This is a genomic window from Thermostichus sp. MS-CIW-38 (assembly GCF_054058415.1).
The window spans coordinates 24,836-39,677 of sequence record NZ_JBSSAH010000004.1 but is presented as its reverse complement, the minus strand read 5'-3'; the positions used below and the strand labels follow the sequence as shown (position 1 = coordinate 39,677).

13 protein-coding genes and 1 pseudogene are annotated in these 14,842 nt (G+C 58.7%); 5 read left to right on the top strand and 9 right to left on the bottom strand.

Going from position 1 to position 14,842, the window contains the following annotated elements; genetic code table 11:
* The first annotated feature begins 37 nt into the window (after window positions 1-37).
* Window positions 38-949: a histone deacetylase family protein gene (locus ACVWXZ_RS02440; protein WP_457482101.1), complete on the top strand. Its 912-nt coding sequence runs from the start codon at window positions 38-40 to the stop codon at window positions 947-949.
* Here ACVWXZ_RS02440 and ACVWXZ_RS02435 read toward each other — a convergent pair.
* From ACVWXZ_RS02435 to remA, 6 genes and pseudogenes are all read right to left on the bottom strand, one after another.
* On the bottom strand, window positions 946-2,097 hold the full coding sequence (locus ACVWXZ_RS02435; RefSeq protein WP_457384670.1) for an NAD-dependent epimerase/dehydratase family protein: 1,152 nt from the start codon (window positions 2,095-2,097) through the stop codon (window positions 946-948). The genes ACVWXZ_RS02440 and ACVWXZ_RS02435 overlap by 4 nt on opposite strands.
* 93 nt (window positions 2,098-2,190) lie before the next feature.
* Complete coding sequence (locus ACVWXZ_RS02430; RefSeq protein WP_414356308.1) at window positions 2,191-3,129, bottom strand: fused MFS/spermidine synthase; 939 nt, start codon at window positions 3,127-3,129, stop codon at window positions 2,191-2,193.
* Between the two features lie 119 nt (window positions 3,130-3,248).
* The gene (gene speD / locus ACVWXZ_RS02425; protein ID WP_414328672.1) at window positions 3,249-3,707 is read right to left on the bottom strand and encodes an adenosylmethionine decarboxylase; all 459 of its coding nucleotides are present in this window, start codon (window positions 3,705-3,707) and stop codon (window positions 3,249-3,251) included.
* 96 nt (window positions 3,708-3,803) lie between these two features.
* Window positions 3,804-5,115, bottom strand: a pseudogene (locus ACVWXZ_RS02420) (RNA-guided endonuclease InsQ/TnpB family protein).
* A gap of 210 nt (window positions 5,116-5,325) precedes the next feature.
* Window positions 5,326-5,973 carry a guanylate kinase gene (gene gmk / locus ACVWXZ_RS02415; RefSeq protein WP_369791759.1) on the bottom strand — a complete coding sequence of 216 codons (648 nt, stop codon included), beginning with the start codon at window positions 5,971-5,973 and terminating at the stop codon, window positions 5,326-5,328.
* Between the two features lie 100 nt (window positions 5,974-6,073).
* Window positions 6,074-6,343: an extracellular matrix/biofilm regulator RemA gene (gene remA / locus ACVWXZ_RS02410; RefSeq protein ID WP_011431727.1), complete on the bottom strand. Its 270-nt coding sequence runs from the start codon at window positions 6,341-6,343 to the stop codon at window positions 6,074-6,076.
* A 359-nt stretch (window positions 6,344-6,702) separates the two neighbouring features.
* Between remA and ACVWXZ_RS02405 the strand changes: the two genes are divergently transcribed.
* On the top strand, window positions 6,703-7,719 hold the full coding sequence (locus tag ACVWXZ_RS02405) for a phosphotransferase enzyme family protein (protein ID WP_457402817.1): 1,017 nt from the start codon (window positions 6,703-6,705) through the stop codon (window positions 7,717-7,719).
* 245 nt (window positions 7,720-7,964) lie between these two features.
* On the opposite strand, the gene trmFO is transcribed toward ACVWXZ_RS02405, so the two are convergent.
* Complete coding sequence (trmFO, locus tag ACVWXZ_RS02400; RefSeq protein ID WP_457402819.1) at window positions 7,965-9,344, bottom strand: FADH(2)-oxidizing methylenetetrahydrofolate--tRNA-(uracil(54)-C(5))-methyltransferase TrmFO; 1,380 nt, start codon at window positions 9,342-9,344, stop codon at window positions 7,965-7,967.
* 171 nt (window positions 9,345-9,515) lie between these two features.
* Between trmFO and trpD the strand changes: the two genes are divergently transcribed.
* Window positions 9,516-10,547, top strand: a complete 1,032-nt coding sequence (gene trpD, locus ACVWXZ_RS02395; protein WP_457402820.1) for an anthranilate phosphoribosyltransferase — start codon at window positions 9,516-9,518, stop codon at window positions 10,545-10,547.
* Window positions 10,548-10,598: 51 nt separating this feature from the next.
* On the opposite strand, the gene ACVWXZ_RS02390 is transcribed toward trpD, so the two are convergent.
* The gene (locus tag ACVWXZ_RS02390; protein WP_457388120.1) at window positions 10,599-10,874 is read right to left on the bottom strand and encodes a nitroreductase family protein; all 276 of its coding nucleotides are present in this window, start codon (window positions 10,872-10,874) and stop codon (window positions 10,599-10,601) included.
* 271 nt (window positions 10,875-11,145) lie between these two features.
* The gene (locus ACVWXZ_RS02385; RefSeq protein WP_457384674.1) at window positions 11,146-11,517 is read right to left on the bottom strand and encodes a nitroreductase family protein; all 372 of its coding nucleotides are present in this window, start codon (window positions 11,515-11,517) and stop codon (window positions 11,146-11,148) included.
* Between the two features lie 275 nt (window positions 11,518-11,792).
* On the opposite strand from ACVWXZ_RS02385, the gene dapA reads away from it, so the two are divergent.
* Window positions 11,793-12,713, top strand: a complete 921-nt coding sequence (gene dapA, locus ACVWXZ_RS02380; RefSeq protein ID WP_011431720.1) for a 4-hydroxy-tetrahydrodipicolinate synthase — start codon at window positions 11,793-11,795, stop codon at window positions 12,711-12,713.
* Between the two features lie 232 nt (window positions 12,714-12,945).
* Window positions 12,946-14,781, top strand: a complete 1,836-nt coding sequence (locus tag ACVWXZ_RS02375; protein WP_457402822.1) for a ribonuclease J — start codon at window positions 12,946-12,948, stop codon at window positions 14,779-14,781.
* The last annotated feature ends 61 nt before the right edge of the window (window positions 14,782-14,842 follow it).

Here is a 14,842-nt window from a genome sequence, read left to right as displayed (position 1 = left end):
ACTGCAAAGGCGTTGCCTTAGCTTGTTGCCTCTGCCCATGTTGCCTGTTTACTATTCCGATATTTTCCTCAGCCACGATACTGGGCCATTTCACCCCGAGCGTCCGGCTCGCTTGCAGTCCATTGTTAAGGCGCTGCGTGGTGCCCCTTTTGCCAACCAGTTGGAATGGCGGGATCCCCCCTTGGCGGAGCTGGCAGAGCTGGAGCGAGTACACTCGCGTCGGCACATTCAACAGGTGGCTGAGTTGGCAGCAGCAGGTGGGGGACACATTGATGCCGACACTGCTCTCTCGGGGAGAAGTTTTGAGGCAGCGCGCCTGGCTGTGGGAGCTTGGATTGCCGGCTCTGCTTCGGTTTTGGCCACCGCTCAGCCGGCTTTGGTGCTGTGTCGTCCGCCTGGGCATCACGCGGAGCCGGAACGGGCAATGGGATTTTGCCTCTTCAGCAACGCGGCCATTGCGGCGCTGTGGGCGCTGGATCAGCCGGGGGTAAAGCGGGTGGCGATTTTCGATTGGGATGTTCACCACGGCAACGGCACGCAGGCGGTGGTGGAGCGCTATCCCCAACTGGCTTATGCCTCTATCCACCAGTTTCCCCTCTATCCCGGCACGGGATTGGCCCAGGAAACCGGGATCCACGGCAACCTCTGCAACGTGCCTTTGCCTGCCGGCTCGGATTGGTTGGCCTACAAAAAGGCCCTCGACGAGAAGATCTTGCCGTTCTTGCAAGCGTTCCAGCCGGATTTGCTGCTGGTGAGCGCCGGCTTCGACTGTGCCAAAGGGGATCCCTTGGCCGGTATGCGGCTAGAGCCGGAAGACTTTGGCCGCATGGCCCGCCTTTGCCTGGAGCAGGTGACCTGCAAAACCCTCTTCGGCTTGGAAGGCGGCTATAACCTGGACAACCTGGCGCGCGGCTGGCTGAGCCTGGCCCAAGCTTGCCTGGAGAGTTAACCTTTCCACTTCACCTTGGGTAAAATCTGCCGCACATCCACCCGATCCTTGTACTTGAGAGCAAAGTTGAGCAGCGAATCCAAGAGGGAATCGGACAGATAGTGGGGCTGGAGGCCCAGGTCTAGGAGCTTGGTGTTTTTGGCGTTGTAGTAGTGCTCTTCCAGCTCGACGCGGGGGTTCTCCAGGTGGTTGATTTCCACCTTCAGGCCCATGGTGGCTCCCGCCTTTTGCACCAGCAACGCCAGTTGCTCAACACTAAATTGCTCTGTGAACTGGTTCATCACCCGGAATTGGCCCGGCTCGGCAGGGTGAGCAATGGCCAGCTCCACGCAGCGCACCGTGTCGCGGATATCCAGGAAACCGCGGGTCTGGCCGCCCTTGCCATACACTGTCAGCGGATGGCCCACGGCCGCTTGAATGCAGAAGCGGTTCAGAGCTGTGCCGAATACGCCATCGTAATCGAGACGGTTGATCAGCACCTCGTCCATGCCGGTTTCTTCTGTGAGCACGCCGTATACCACCCCTTGGTTGAGGTCGGTGGCCCGCAGGCCCCAGACGCGGCAGGCGAAGTGGATGTTGTGGCTGTCGTGTACTTTGGAGAGGTGATACATGGATCCCGGCTGCTTGGGGTAGGGCAGGGTATCCTTGCGGCCATTGTGCTCGATGGTGATGTACCCCTCCTCGATGTCGATGTTGGGGGTGCCGTACTCGCCCATGGTGCCCAGCTTCACCAGGTGGCAATCGGGAAATTCCTCCTTGATGGCGTAGAGGATGTTCAAGGTGCCCACCACGTTGTTCACCTGGGTCATCACCGCATGCTCGCGGCTGATCATCGAGTAAGGGGCAGAGCGCTGCTCGCCAAAGTGAACAATGGCCTCCGGCGGGAAGCGGCGCATGCAGGAGATCAGGGCTTCGTAGTTGGTAACGTCGCAGACAAAGATGGGAATGTCCTTGCCGGTTAGCCCCTTCCAGCAATCCACCCGTTGCTCTAGCTGGGCAATTGGGGTCAGGGTAGAAACCCCCAGTTGCAGATCCCAGAGGCGGCGGACGTAGGAATCGAGAATGGCCACCTCATAACCCCTGTTGGATAGGTATAGGGCCGTCGCCCAGCCACAGTATCCGTCACCACCAATAACCAGGACTTTCATCAGGGAAGCAAAATTCGGCTGCTCACGAATCTACCAAGTTATGGCACCAAAGACAAACTCTCCTGGGATCCCTTCGGGGTGCTGGATAGCCCCTTATTCGATGCGAGGCGGGTTGTCCAGGGTATAAACCGTGGTCTCGGCGGCAATGGCACGGCGCAGGTGAGCTGGGACTTGGTAGAGGCCCAGAAGGGTGATGCCATCGATGAATTGCAGTGCCCCTCGCTCGGGATCCAACTGTTGGCTCAGAATCTGGTCGATCTGCTCCGGTTCTGGCCTGGGGGAGATGGGATCCTGAGCTGCCAGGGCAAAACCCAGTGGGCCACCGTAGGTGGGGGCATAGATGGCGTAGGGCTGCACGGCGGCAAACACCGTTTTCAGGGTGCGAACAATGCGGGTGTGTTGATGAAGCTCAACCGGCCCCGTCGGCCCGGCTTGGATGGTGAAAGCCCCATCTGGCTGCAACTTGGAGCGGATCTGGCGGAAAAACTCCTGGGTGAAGAGGCGGTAGGCAGGGCCGGACTCAATGGGATCGGAAAGATCGGAAAGGATCACATCCCAAATGGGGCCTGTTTCCTGGAGAAAATCCAAGGCATCGGCAATCACCACCTCCACCCGCGGATCTTCAAAGGATCCCTGGTGCATTTCCGGCAGGTGCTCTCGGCAGGCTGCCACCACCTCCCCATCGATGTCCACCATCACCACCTGCTCCACCGAGCGCCAACGCAGCACCTCCCGCAGCGTTGCCCCTTCTGCCCCCCCCAACACCAGTACCCGCCGGGGGATCCCGCCCGCTTGGACAACCTGCACCATAGCCGGATGAACCAAAGCCTCGTGGTACAGAAACTCATCCACGGTAGTGGATTGCCAATGCCCATCCAGCATCAGACCCTTGCCGAAGGCCCCCGTCTCGGCGATCAGCATCTCCTGGAAAGGGGTTTTTCGGTAGGCCAAGATGCGCGTGACGGCACGGGCGGTGTAGTCCCAAGGGGTAAAGTACTCCTGAACCCAGAAGAAACTTCTCGGGCTGCTCATAAGCACCTCGCTACAGCTTTTTCCAGCAACATAGACTGACCTCTGGGGTGAATCGGATCCCACCCAGCCTACAGATGGCCCCCATGACAGTCTGGAAAAAGCTGCGATTGGCGAAGATCTCAGCGCCTTCGTCGGGTCGCTTCACAGGTGAGCACCTCAGCCGAGTCTGGGGCCTCTTCCAGGAGTGTCGGTTGCGCGGTGCGGCGGGGCACCTTGCGCAGGGAATATCGTCGCGCTTGAAACACGTCGATCAGATATTCACAGGCCGCTTCCGGTCGGGTGTGGCGACCACAGGTGAACACATCCACCGCCGCGTAGCCCGCTTCGGGCCAGGTGTGAATGGAGATGTGGGATTCCCCCAAAAGAGCGAGGGCTGTAATCCCCTGTGGCTCAAATGGATGGCACAGCTCTCCCAAAAAGGTGGAGTTGGAGCGTCTCGCTGCCTCCCGCAAAGCCTGTTGCACCAGAGAGGCATCATCCAAAAGTTTGGCCGGGCAGTCGTAAAGCTCCAGGATACAGTGGATCCCGATCAGAGCTGGAGACCTATCCCCTAATTGGCCAGATAGTGTGTGCAGCATACTATCCCCTAATTGGCCAGATAGAACTGATTAGAACCAGAGGCTGCACAGAAAGCGCAGCTTTACCATTATCTCACAATTGACATACTCCCCTGCCTAAAGGCAGGGGATTCTGGTTCCTGGTTCTGCGACAGCACTTACCGTGTCAGGTTGCCCCTCCACAGCAGCGGTGCTCATCGCGGCAGCGGGCCGTAGGCCTTTCTCCCCAGGCGTTCCCCCTTTCGGGGCGGTTCCCTTTTGCCCAAAGGTACCGTTGTTCCACTCCTCACCCAACAACTCCAACCCTTTGCGCAGGATGTTGATGGCCGCATTCTCATCCCGGCAAAGTACCACCCCACACTGCGGGCATTGATGGGTGCGAGTGGACAGCGTCTTCTTCACCCAGTGGCCACAATGAGAACAGTCCTGACTGGTGTACTGGGGCGGCACGGCCACCACCACCTTGTTGAAGACCTTCCCGTAGGAGTCCAGCCACCCGGTGAATAAACTCCAGCTCGCATCGTGAATCGACTTAGCCAAGTGGTGATTCCGCACCAAGTTCCGCACCTGCAAGTCCTCGTACACCACGACAAAGCGCTCCGCGCCGCTGCAAGCGAACGTTAGATGTCACCACGCACCGGGCCAGCTTCACAGCCCAGTCTCTACGCTGGCGTTGAACCTTCAGGTGTACCTTGCCTAGTCGCTTCCTCTGCTTGTGGTAGTTCTTGGATTGGGGTTTGGCCCCTCTCCGAAACTTCCGACTTAACCTGCGTTGCTCTCGCTTCAACCTTTTTTCGGCACGACGCAAGAATTTGGGGCACTCTACCTTGTTTCCGTGGCTGTCGGTGTAGAAGTGCATCAAGCCCACATCCAGCCCCACCGCCTTGCCGGTGTAGCCCACCTTCTCCCGACGCTCCACGTCCAGGCAGAACTGGGCGTAGTAGCCATCGGCTCTCCGCACTACCCGCACCCGATTGATTTTCAGGGTGAGGATGTCCCGCCGCGCCTCGCCGTTGCAGTACAGGGCAAAGGTGCCCGCCTGGAAGCCGTCCGTGAAGGTGATGGACATGCCGTCAGGAGACAGCTTCCAGCCGGATAGCTTGTACTCCACGGAGCGGCAATGTTTCTGGAACTTGGGATAGCCCTTCCGGGCTGCCTTCTCCTTGCAGCGGCGGTAGAAGTTGGAGATGGCAAACCAGGCTCGCTCCGCACTGGCTTGCCGGGCAGAGGAGTTCAGCTTCTGGGCGAAGGGGAACTCTCTGGCCAAGTCCTTGCAGAGGGAGTACAACGTGGCCCTGTTCACCCCCTGATGATCCATCCAGTGGCGCAGGCACTTGTTGCGCACGAACTGGGCAGTCCGAATGGCCTCATCCAGGGCTTGGTACTGCTGGGCTGTGCCGTTGAGGAGCTTGGCTTCGAGGACGCGCATGGGCCTATTTTATCAAAGGTCTAGCAAGATAAAAGCCGCCCTGGTCGCGTCAGCGGGCCGTAGGCCTTAGGGCGGGGCTTCAGACCCAGTTTTTTGGTAAAGCCAAACTACCCTCCCCAGCAGCTTTTTTCTTAACCGAAAGTTAACCCTAGGCCCAATCTGGAGCCACTGCACCACCGACACCAGCGTTCCGGGAAGGGGCTGGAGAAGCTAGGGCTGCTGCTCCTTTGAAGAGGGAGAGGGGGGATAGAGCAGGGCTTCCAGCTCCTGCAGCGCTTGCTCCAGGTTGTCGTTGACAATCACGTAGTCAAATTCGTCTTGGGCATCCAATTCCTTGCGGGCCTGTTCCAGGCGGCGCTCGATGCTGGCCTCCGAGTCTTGTCCGCGCTCGCGGATGCGACGTTCCAGCTCTTCCAGAGAAGGGGGACAGAGAAAGATGCGAATGGCATCTGGGTACTGTTGCCTCACCTGACGGGCCCCCGCCAGCTCAATTTCCAGCAGCACATCCTGACCCTGGTTAAGTTTTTGGAACACGATCTCGCGGGGAGTGCCGTAAAAGTTGCCCGCATACTGTGCCCATTCCAACAGCTCGTTGGCTTCAATCAAGTTGAGAAATTCCTCCCGGCTGCGAAAGTAGTAGTTGACACCTTCCTGTTCGCTGGGGCGGGGGGGGCGGGTGGTGACCGAAACCGAGAGATACAGCTCGGGGTGGCGCTGGCGCAACTGGTTGACCAGCGTACCCTTACCCACTCCGCTGGGCCCTGTCAAAACCACCAAGCGACCGCGCGGGGTAGGAGCCGGAAGGGATCCCTGCTGCTGCGTACACTCAGAGGAAACCGGGGTAGGAGAGGTTGGCATAGACAGAGACCGACGCAAGACGGCTGGGCAATTGACTTGTTTGGGTTTGTTTTAGGATATCTCACTTCTGGTTTCTCAAACGGCTTACAGCGATGGGCTTTCACTCGGTCTCCTCTGACAAACCGGGCTTGGCCGTGAGGAAGCGGTTGGCAACGGTTTCGGGTTGGATGGCGGAGAGGATAACGTGCCCGGAATCGGTGATAATGACAGCGCGGGTACGACGACCATAGGTGGCATCTATCAACTGGCCCCTCTCGCGGGCATCGCTGATGATGCGTTTGATGGGAGCTGACTCGGGACTGACAATGGCGACCACACGCCCAGCGGCGACGATGTTGCCAAAGCCAATGTTGATTAGGCGGGTATCCATGGGGTGATGAGGGAACCTAACGGTTGTCCGGCCAGCAACCTTCATTAAGGTAGCAAATGGGGCTCTTTCGCGGGTTTGCCACAACGACACCTGAGTTCTCGGCCAATTGGGCAGTGAGTTCTGGCGACAAGTCCCGTTCGGGTGAGCCGCAAAAAGGCTGTGGTTGCATAACAAGCTGCACCCTCCCAAACAACTTGCCCTGTTTATCGAGGACGGTAAAATCGTCAACATGAAGCCACTTCAATGGAACTTGAACTGTAAGCCTCAAAGGCCGCCGCTGTGGTAAGCAGTTTGAGGCAGCTCTGAAAACGAAAAGATCGACCCAGCACCCCAAGCTTGAATAGATTTCTTCCTTGCCTATGCTTGACCTGACTTGGCTGGATCCCCTTGTCCAGCACTTTCAACTGGGGGATCCAGAGCCACCCGAAGCCATCCGAGTGGGCCTCATTCACCAAACTTGGAAACTCAACACCTCTGAGGGATCCTTCATCGTCCAGCGCCTTCACCCCCGATTTGATCCTGCTGTCACTGAAGATGGTCAAGCCATCGGCCAATGGCTGAGACAACACGGCTTCCCTGTGCCCCGATTCCGTCGCGCTCGCGATGGATCCCTGCACTTGTCCTGGGCAGAAGGGCTGTGGCGGGTCATGGATTGTCTGCCGGGATCCTGTCACCCAACTCCTCCCAATTGGGGCTATCTGGAAGAGGCGGGGGCAGCCGTTGGACGCCTGCATCGACTCTTGGCCCAGATGGACTATCGTTTTCGCTTCCAGATCCCGCATTTTCACGATACGGCTCACCTTTGGCAACAGCTACGCCAGTATGAGCCGGCCCTAGAAGTGCAGGCAGAATGGCAGTTTTTAATCGAAACTGTGCCCAATCTTCTGCTGCCCTCGGGGATCCCAACTCAAATCATCCATGCCGATCTCAAGTTCAACAACTTTTTGTTCGATGAGCAGGGGCGATTTGTGGGCCTGGTGGATCTGGACACCTTTATGTATCACAATCTCTATGTTGAATTGGGGGATGCCCTGCGCTCCTGGGGCAAACGAGGAAATACCCTTCAGCCAGAGGCGATCCTGGCCGGGTTGCGGGGCTATGCCCAAACCGGGAACTTGCACGCCTTACAACCGGAACTCCTTCTCCAAGGGATCCAACTGATTACCCTGGAATTGGGGATGCGCTTTTTGCAGGATTGGTTTGAAGACGCTTACTGGAATTGGGATCCCCAACGCTACCCCAGCCGCAAGGCCCATAACCTGGCCCGCTGCCAACAGCAAATTTGCCTCTATCAAGACCTAACCCAGAGGGCACCCCAACTGTTGGAGTCCATGCGCGCCCTTTTGTCTTGTGAGCAGCGGAAAGAGGGAAGGTAGCCAACAGGTTTGCCCAGCTTTTGACAGCTCGTTTTGGGATCTGCTACCGCGGCATAGGAATGAAACATTTCTAAATATTTCTGTGGCATTGCTTCCCGACTCTCCTCCCCCAGAGGGAGAGGGGCTGGGGGCGGTCGCGAAACGCCTAGGAAGTGTCTCAATCTAGTTTCAAATGACGATAACGCTCAATCTCGACTTTGACTTGGATCGCAATGGTCGGGAACACGCTCCAGCCTGGGCCTCCCCTAGGCAGTTTGCACTTGGCGCACCAACCCAGTCGTTTTCAGAGCAGCCAAAGCCCGATCCCGGTAACGGCCATAGCGCTCCTGCTTGTTGCGAAGCTGGCGCCCCTCCAAATCCGGCAACAGCCCAAAGTTGGCCGGCATCGGCTGAAAGTGCCTGGGATCGGCGCTGCTGATGAACTGAAACAGGGATCCCATCATTGTTTCGGGGGGCAGCGTGATCAAGGGCAACCCCAGAGCCAGGCGGGCGGCGTTCTGTCCGGCCAACCATCCCCCTGCCACCGCGCAGGCATAGCCCTCGGTGCCCACCAACTGGCCGGCGGCAAACAGCGTGGGTCGGCGACGAAATTGCAAGGTCGGCCACAGAAGCTGGGGCGAATTCAAAAATGTATTGCGGTGCATCACCCCAAAGCGGACAAACTCCGCCTGTTCCAGGCCGGGGATGAGGCGAAAGACCCGCTGCTGTTCTCCCCATTTCAAGTTGGTTTGAAAGCCCACCAAGTTCCACAGCTGCCCTGCTTTGTCCTCTTGCCGCAACTGCACCACCGCGTAAGGACGGGATCCCGTGCGCGGATCCACCAGCCCCACCGGCTTCAAGGGGCCGAAACAGAGGGTGTCTTTGCCCCGGCGCGCCATTTCTTCAATCGGCAAGCAGCCCTCGAAAAACTTGCGCTCCTCCCGTTCAAAATCCTTGAGGGGCGCCTGCTCTGCCTCCACCAGCGCCCGCCAAAACCGTTCGTACTCCGCTTCCGTCATGGGGCAGTTGAGATAGGCTGCTTCCCCCTTGTCGTAGCGGGAAGCCTGAAACACCACCGCTCGGTTCAACGAATCCCCGGTAACAATGGGGCTAGAAGCATCGAAAAAGCTCAGGTACTCCAGGCCCGTAAAGGCTTGCAGTGCCTTGGCCAGGGGATCGCTGGTCAGAGGGCCGGTACAGAGGACGGCAATGCCCTCCGGGATCTCCGTCACCTCCTCCCGACGCAGGGTGATGCGGGGATGGTTTTGAATGGCTTCCGTGAGAGCCTGGCTGAAGCGGGCCCGATCCACTGCCAATGCCCCTCCTGCCGGCACTGCATGGCAATCCGCCGTCGCGATCACCAGGGATCCCAGTTGTCGCAGTTCTTCCTTGAGCAGCCCTGCCGCCCGATCGCTGGCCGCAGCCCCAAAGGAGTTGCTGCACACCAGCTCCCCCAACTGATCGGTGTGATGGGCCGGGCTCTGACGCACGGGGCGCATCTCCGAAAGGATGACAGGCAACCCTGCCTGGGCAATTTGCCAAGCAGCTTCTGTCCCCGCCAACCCCCCGCCCACAACATGGATGGGGGGAAAGGCTCCCGCTCGTGCAAGCGGGCTGCAAGCCCTTGGGTTAGTTGGAGGGTTCATCACAACCTCCGGGAGGGAAGAGAAGAATGGAGCGCACCCTGCTAGGGCCGGAAACGGCTCAGGTCAAACCCACTATACCAACCATCAGCATGGCCCGACCTGCACGAGGCAAGTGACCCAGAGGCGGGATACGCTACTATAAGTACCCGCTGACACCCAGGATCCCGACCCATGACGGAAACGGCTGACCTTTGGCCACAGCTTTTGGGGCAGTTGCTGGATCGGCAATCTCTCAGCGAAGCCCAAGCTGAACAGTTGATGAACGGTTGGCTCCAGAACCAAGTGCCAGATGTGGTGTCGGGGGCGATTCTGGCGGCCCTGCAAGCCAAGGGTGTGAGCGCCGGTGAACTGGCCGGCATGGCACGAGTGCTACAGCGGGCTTCGCTGGGATCCCCGCTGGACTTGCCTCTCCTGGTGGATACCTGTGGCACCGGCGGCGATGGGGCCGGCACTTTTAACATTTCCACGGCGGTGGCCTTTGTGGTCAGTGCAGCCGGGATCCCGGTGGTTAAACATGGCAACCGTTCCGCCTCTGGCAAGGTCGGCTCGGCGGATGTGCTGGAGGCCCTGGGGGTGAACTTGGGGGCTGAGCCAGAGCGGGTGCGGGCGGCTGTGGCGGAAGTGGGCATCACCTTTTTGTTTGCTCCCCAGTGGCACCCGGCCATGCGGGCGGTGATCCCCTATCGGCGGGCCCTCAAGGTTCGCACCATTTTCAACCTGTTGGGGCCCTTGGTCAACCCCCTCTATCCCAACCGCCAGGTGATCGGGGTTTACGCCCAGGAGCTGGTGCCGGTAATGGCAGAGGCCCTGCGCCTGTTGGGACGGGAAGGGGCCATTGTGTTGCACAGCCGCGAAGGTCTCGACGAGGCCGGTCTGGATCAACCCACCGATCTGGGCATCCTGTCCGGTGGGCTGGTACGGACGGAAGTCTTGAACCCTGCAGATTACGAGCTGACCCTGGCACCCACCCAAGCTCTCAAGGGGGGGGATGTGGCGGAAAATGCCGCCATCCTCGCCCAAGTCCTTCAGGGATCCGGGACGCCTGCCCAGCAGGATGTGGTGGCCTTGAATGCTGCTTTGGCCCTGCAGGTGGCCGGAGTGGCCCCTGATTGGAGAACCGGGATCGCCCAAGCTCGCGAGATTCTCGCCAGGGGTGCCGCTTGGGATCGCTTGCAACAGCTGGTTCATTTTCTCAAGGCTTGATGCCGGTAGGAGCCCAGGAGAGGGCGACAGGGATCCCACCTGAGCCTAGGGCTAAAACTCCCGCCCTCGCCCAAAGGCCAGAACTTCATCCACCCCCAAGCGAGGCTTGCGCGGCAGGTTACCCGCTGCCGCATATCCAACCGCCAGCAGCATCACCGGCACGTAGCGGTCGGCAATGCCGAACTCCCGCTTTACCCCTTCCGGATCAAAGCCGATCATCGGCCCGCTCACCAAACCCTTGGCCTGAGCCGCGATCATCAGCGCCATGGCAGCCATCGCCCCAGAGCGAATCGCTTCATCCCGCGCCAAGGTGGGATTGTGGAGCATGCCTCTAACCCCCAAAACCCTGAACTTTGCTGAATTTACTGAGCTTTAGGCGGTTTGGCAAAAGTCATTGAGAGGGATATAGTAGACCAAGTTTCCCCCTGATCCTTGAGTCCACCGCAACGGTTGCCGGGAAGTGAAGGGGGAAAGCGCTCGGGGGGTATTCCTCAGGGCTTTGCGGGATACCGCCTTCCTGCTTGGACTCCGTCCCGCTGACGCGAACAGAGATAGGCAGGATGCGATCGCTTCTTTCCTGAACCATGTTCAGGAGAGTTCAGCGTGAATGTATCAGATAGGTTGCCTGGGCCATGTTCACCCAGCCTTCCGCTTTTTCGGGCGAGAGGATCCCGGCAGCAACGCTTCTTTGCACAATTTCAGGCAGTTTCTCATACCCCCGCAGATCCCCCAGGATGATAAACACCACCGATGCATCCGCCACCTTCTGTTGGTTGTAGGCCAGAGATTTGAGGCGCTCTTTGTCTTCCGGGTCGGTGACCGCAACAAACCGCCAGTGCTGAATGTTGAAGGAAGAAGGAGCTTCCGTAGCATAAGCCACCAGCTCTCGGATCTCCGCTTCCGATAAACGGCGGCTGGGATCCAATTTGTCGGCGGAAATGCGCTCTTTCAGGGCAGTTAGGGCGTCCATAGGGATCCTCAAGTGTCGGTAGAAAGGCTGCTCCCCCCAAAGGTAGGGGCAGGATTGGCAAATGGCTATACATTCCGTGTTCAAACGGTCTGTCTTCTTTGTTATCTCCCTTTTATCCAGCCTGTGGCAACCGGGTGAGGCACAAACTGGGCCTTGGCAGGGCAGGCAAGCGGGATCCCTAACGCAAAGGCAGGTATGATGGAAAAACAAACTGGTCTCATCTGGGTCGCCCGGTTAATCGTCGGATTGGTGTGGTTGATGGGGAGAAGCAATCGGTGAACTTCGGTCGAGTGCTGACGGCCATGGTTACCCCCTTTACTGATGAGGGGGAGCTTAACTACGATGAGGCCGCTCGTTTGGCCGATTACTTGGCAACCCACGGCAGTGACGGCTTGGTGGTCTGTGGCACCACAGGCGAATCTCCCACCCTAACCTGGCAAGAGGAGTATGAGCTGTTCCGCGTGGTGCGAGATGCCGTAGCCGGTCGGGCTAAGGTGATCGCCGGGACGGGATCCAACTCCACCCGTGAGGCCATTGAAGCCACAAAAAAGGCCGCTCAACTCGGTTTGGATGGCTCTCTGCAGGTGGTGCCCTACTACAACAAGCCTACCCAGGCCGGCCTTTATGAGCACTTCAAGGCCATCGCCCAAGCCAGTGACCTGCCCATCTTGCTCTACAACATTCCCAGTCGGACAGGGGCCAGTTTACAGCCGGAGACTGTAGCCCAATTAGCAGAATTGGAAACGGTTGTCGCCATCAAAGAAGCCAGTGGTATGATGGATGTAGCTTCGGAAATTCGGCGACTCACTCCCTCGCGTTTCGCCATTTATTCGGGAGATGACTCTCTGACGTTGCCACTCCTATCTTTGGGAGGCAGCGGTGTGGTCAGTGTAGCCAGCCACCTAGTTGGGTTGCAGTTGCAGGAGTTGATCCAGAGCTACATCAGGGGGCAACACGATCAAGCTTTGGCCCACCACCTGCGCCTGTTTCCGTTGTTCAAGGTTTTATTCATCGAGACCAACCCAGTTCCGATTAAGGCCGCATTGGAGATGCAGGGTTGGCGAGTGGGTCGGGCGCGCCTTCCCCTAGCGCCTCTACAGCCCAGTTCTCTGCAGGTTTTGCGACAGGTGCTTGAAGAGATGGGCCTACTGGCTGAATCGAAGGGATCCGAACAAATGGCGACGAAAGTTTCATGATTGCATTTTTAGGCTTTGCTTCTGCCATGACCACGGTTTTCAGGGGTTTGCAAGGGGCTCTTTTGTGGCGTTTGACCTGTGGGTAAGTGGCTTTTTCCCCGAAAAGCTCTTTCCCAGCTTGGGAAGCAAATAAGTTGCGGCGGCTGAGTTCAGCTTTCACCCACAGCCTTGTTGGGGATAGCTTGTGCCCATTTCTGTTTTTGTTTTTTTACTGTTGAGGATCTAAACCCATATGCCAACACCACGTTCTTCAGTTGCTTCTCGTTCTGTGATCCCACAATCCACCTCTTCCGTTCAGATGATTCCGCTGGGCGGCGAGCGGGAGATCGGCAAAAACACATGGGCCTTCCGCTACGAGGACGACATTATCCTCTTGGATGCCGGTTTGGCTTTTCCCGATGAGAGCATGCACGGCGTGAACATCGTGCTGCCGGACATGACCTACATCAAGCAAAACCGCGACAAAGTGCGGGGGATGGTGATTACCCACGGCCATGAAGATCACATCGGCGGGATCCCGTATCACTTGCGGGAGTTCGATATTCCGGTCATCTACGGCCCCAGATTGGCGCTGGCGCTGCTGGAAGAGAAATTGCGGGAAGTGGGCCTGCTCAACCGCACAGAGCTGCGTCCTGTTGGCCCCCGTGAAATCGTTCCCTTGAGTAAGCACTTTTTTGCCGAATTCATTCGCAACACCCACTCTTTTGCCGATAGCTTTACGGTGGCTCTGCACACGCCTGTGGGCGTCATTATTCAGACCGGCGACTTTAAGATCGACCATACCCCCGTGGATGGGGAGTACTTCGACCTGCAGCGGTTGGCCGAACATGGGGAAAAGGGAGTGCTCTGCCTGATCAGCGACTCCACCAACGCGGAAGTGCCGGGGTTTACCCCTTCCGAAGCCTCTGTGGTGCCGGGTCTCACCAAGGCCATTGCCGGAGCCAAAGGGCGGGTGATCATCACTACCTTTGCTTCTTCGGTGCATCGTCTCAACTTGGTGCTGCAGATCGCCGAACAGCAGGGTCGGGTGGTGTCTCTGCTGGGCCGCTCCATGCTGAATGTGGTGGCTCACGCGCGGCGTTTGGGCTACATCCGCTGCAAGGACGAAACGCTGCAGCCGATGCATGTGATCAACAGCCTGCCGGATGACCGGGTGATCATCCTCACCACCGGATCCCAGGGAGAACCTCTAGCTGCTCTCACCCGCATTGCCAACGGTGAGCACCCGCAGTTGCAAATCAAGCCAGGAGACACGGTGGTGTGGTCGGCCAACCCGATCCCTGGCAACACCATCGCGGTCTCGCGGGTCATCGACAAGCTGATGGAGCTGGGAGCCAATGTCATTTACGGCAAAGACAAGGGCCTGCACGTTTCCGGCCACGGCTGCCAGGAAGACCAGAAGCTGATGATTGCCCTCACCCGCCCCAAGTTCTTCGTTCCCACCCACGGGGAATACCGCATGCTGGTCAAGCACGCCGAAACCGCCATGAGCATGGGGATCCCGCGGGAAAACATTGTAATCATCGACAACGGCGATGTGGTGGAGGTGAACCGGGAGCGCATTGCCATCACGGGCCGCGTCCCCTCTGGCCTGCAGATGATCGCCGCTTCCCACGATGGAGTGGTGATGGATGAGATGCTGCAGGAGCGGCAGCAGATCGCCAAAGATGGCATGGTGACGGTGGTGATCAGCCTGGACGGCAGCGGCCAGTTGCTCTGCACCCCGCAGGTGCAAACCTTTGGCTTGGCGGGGGAAGGGAACCAACTCAAGGGATCCGACCTGAAACCCCTTCTGGAGAACACCCTTCGGCAAGCGTGGCCCCAATTTGCTCGCTCGCTGGAGCGGGGCAGCCTGGACATCGACTGGGCCGGCCTTAAGGGCGAAGTGGAGCGGGTGGTGCGCCGTTTCTTGCGAGAACAATTGCCCGGCAAGCCCACGGTGGCGGTTTTTGTGCAATCCCCTGAAGAGGAGTCTGTGTCTTCCTTGAGTGTGGAAACCCAACCGGAGCCGGTAGCGGGTGCTCTGGGCCGGCGGCGGCGTTCCTCGGCAGCGGTAGCTGCTTCCTAAAACTGGCCCGTTCTCCGTGGCTGGATCGTCTAAGCGCCTTTGGGATCCCTTGCCGAGCGCA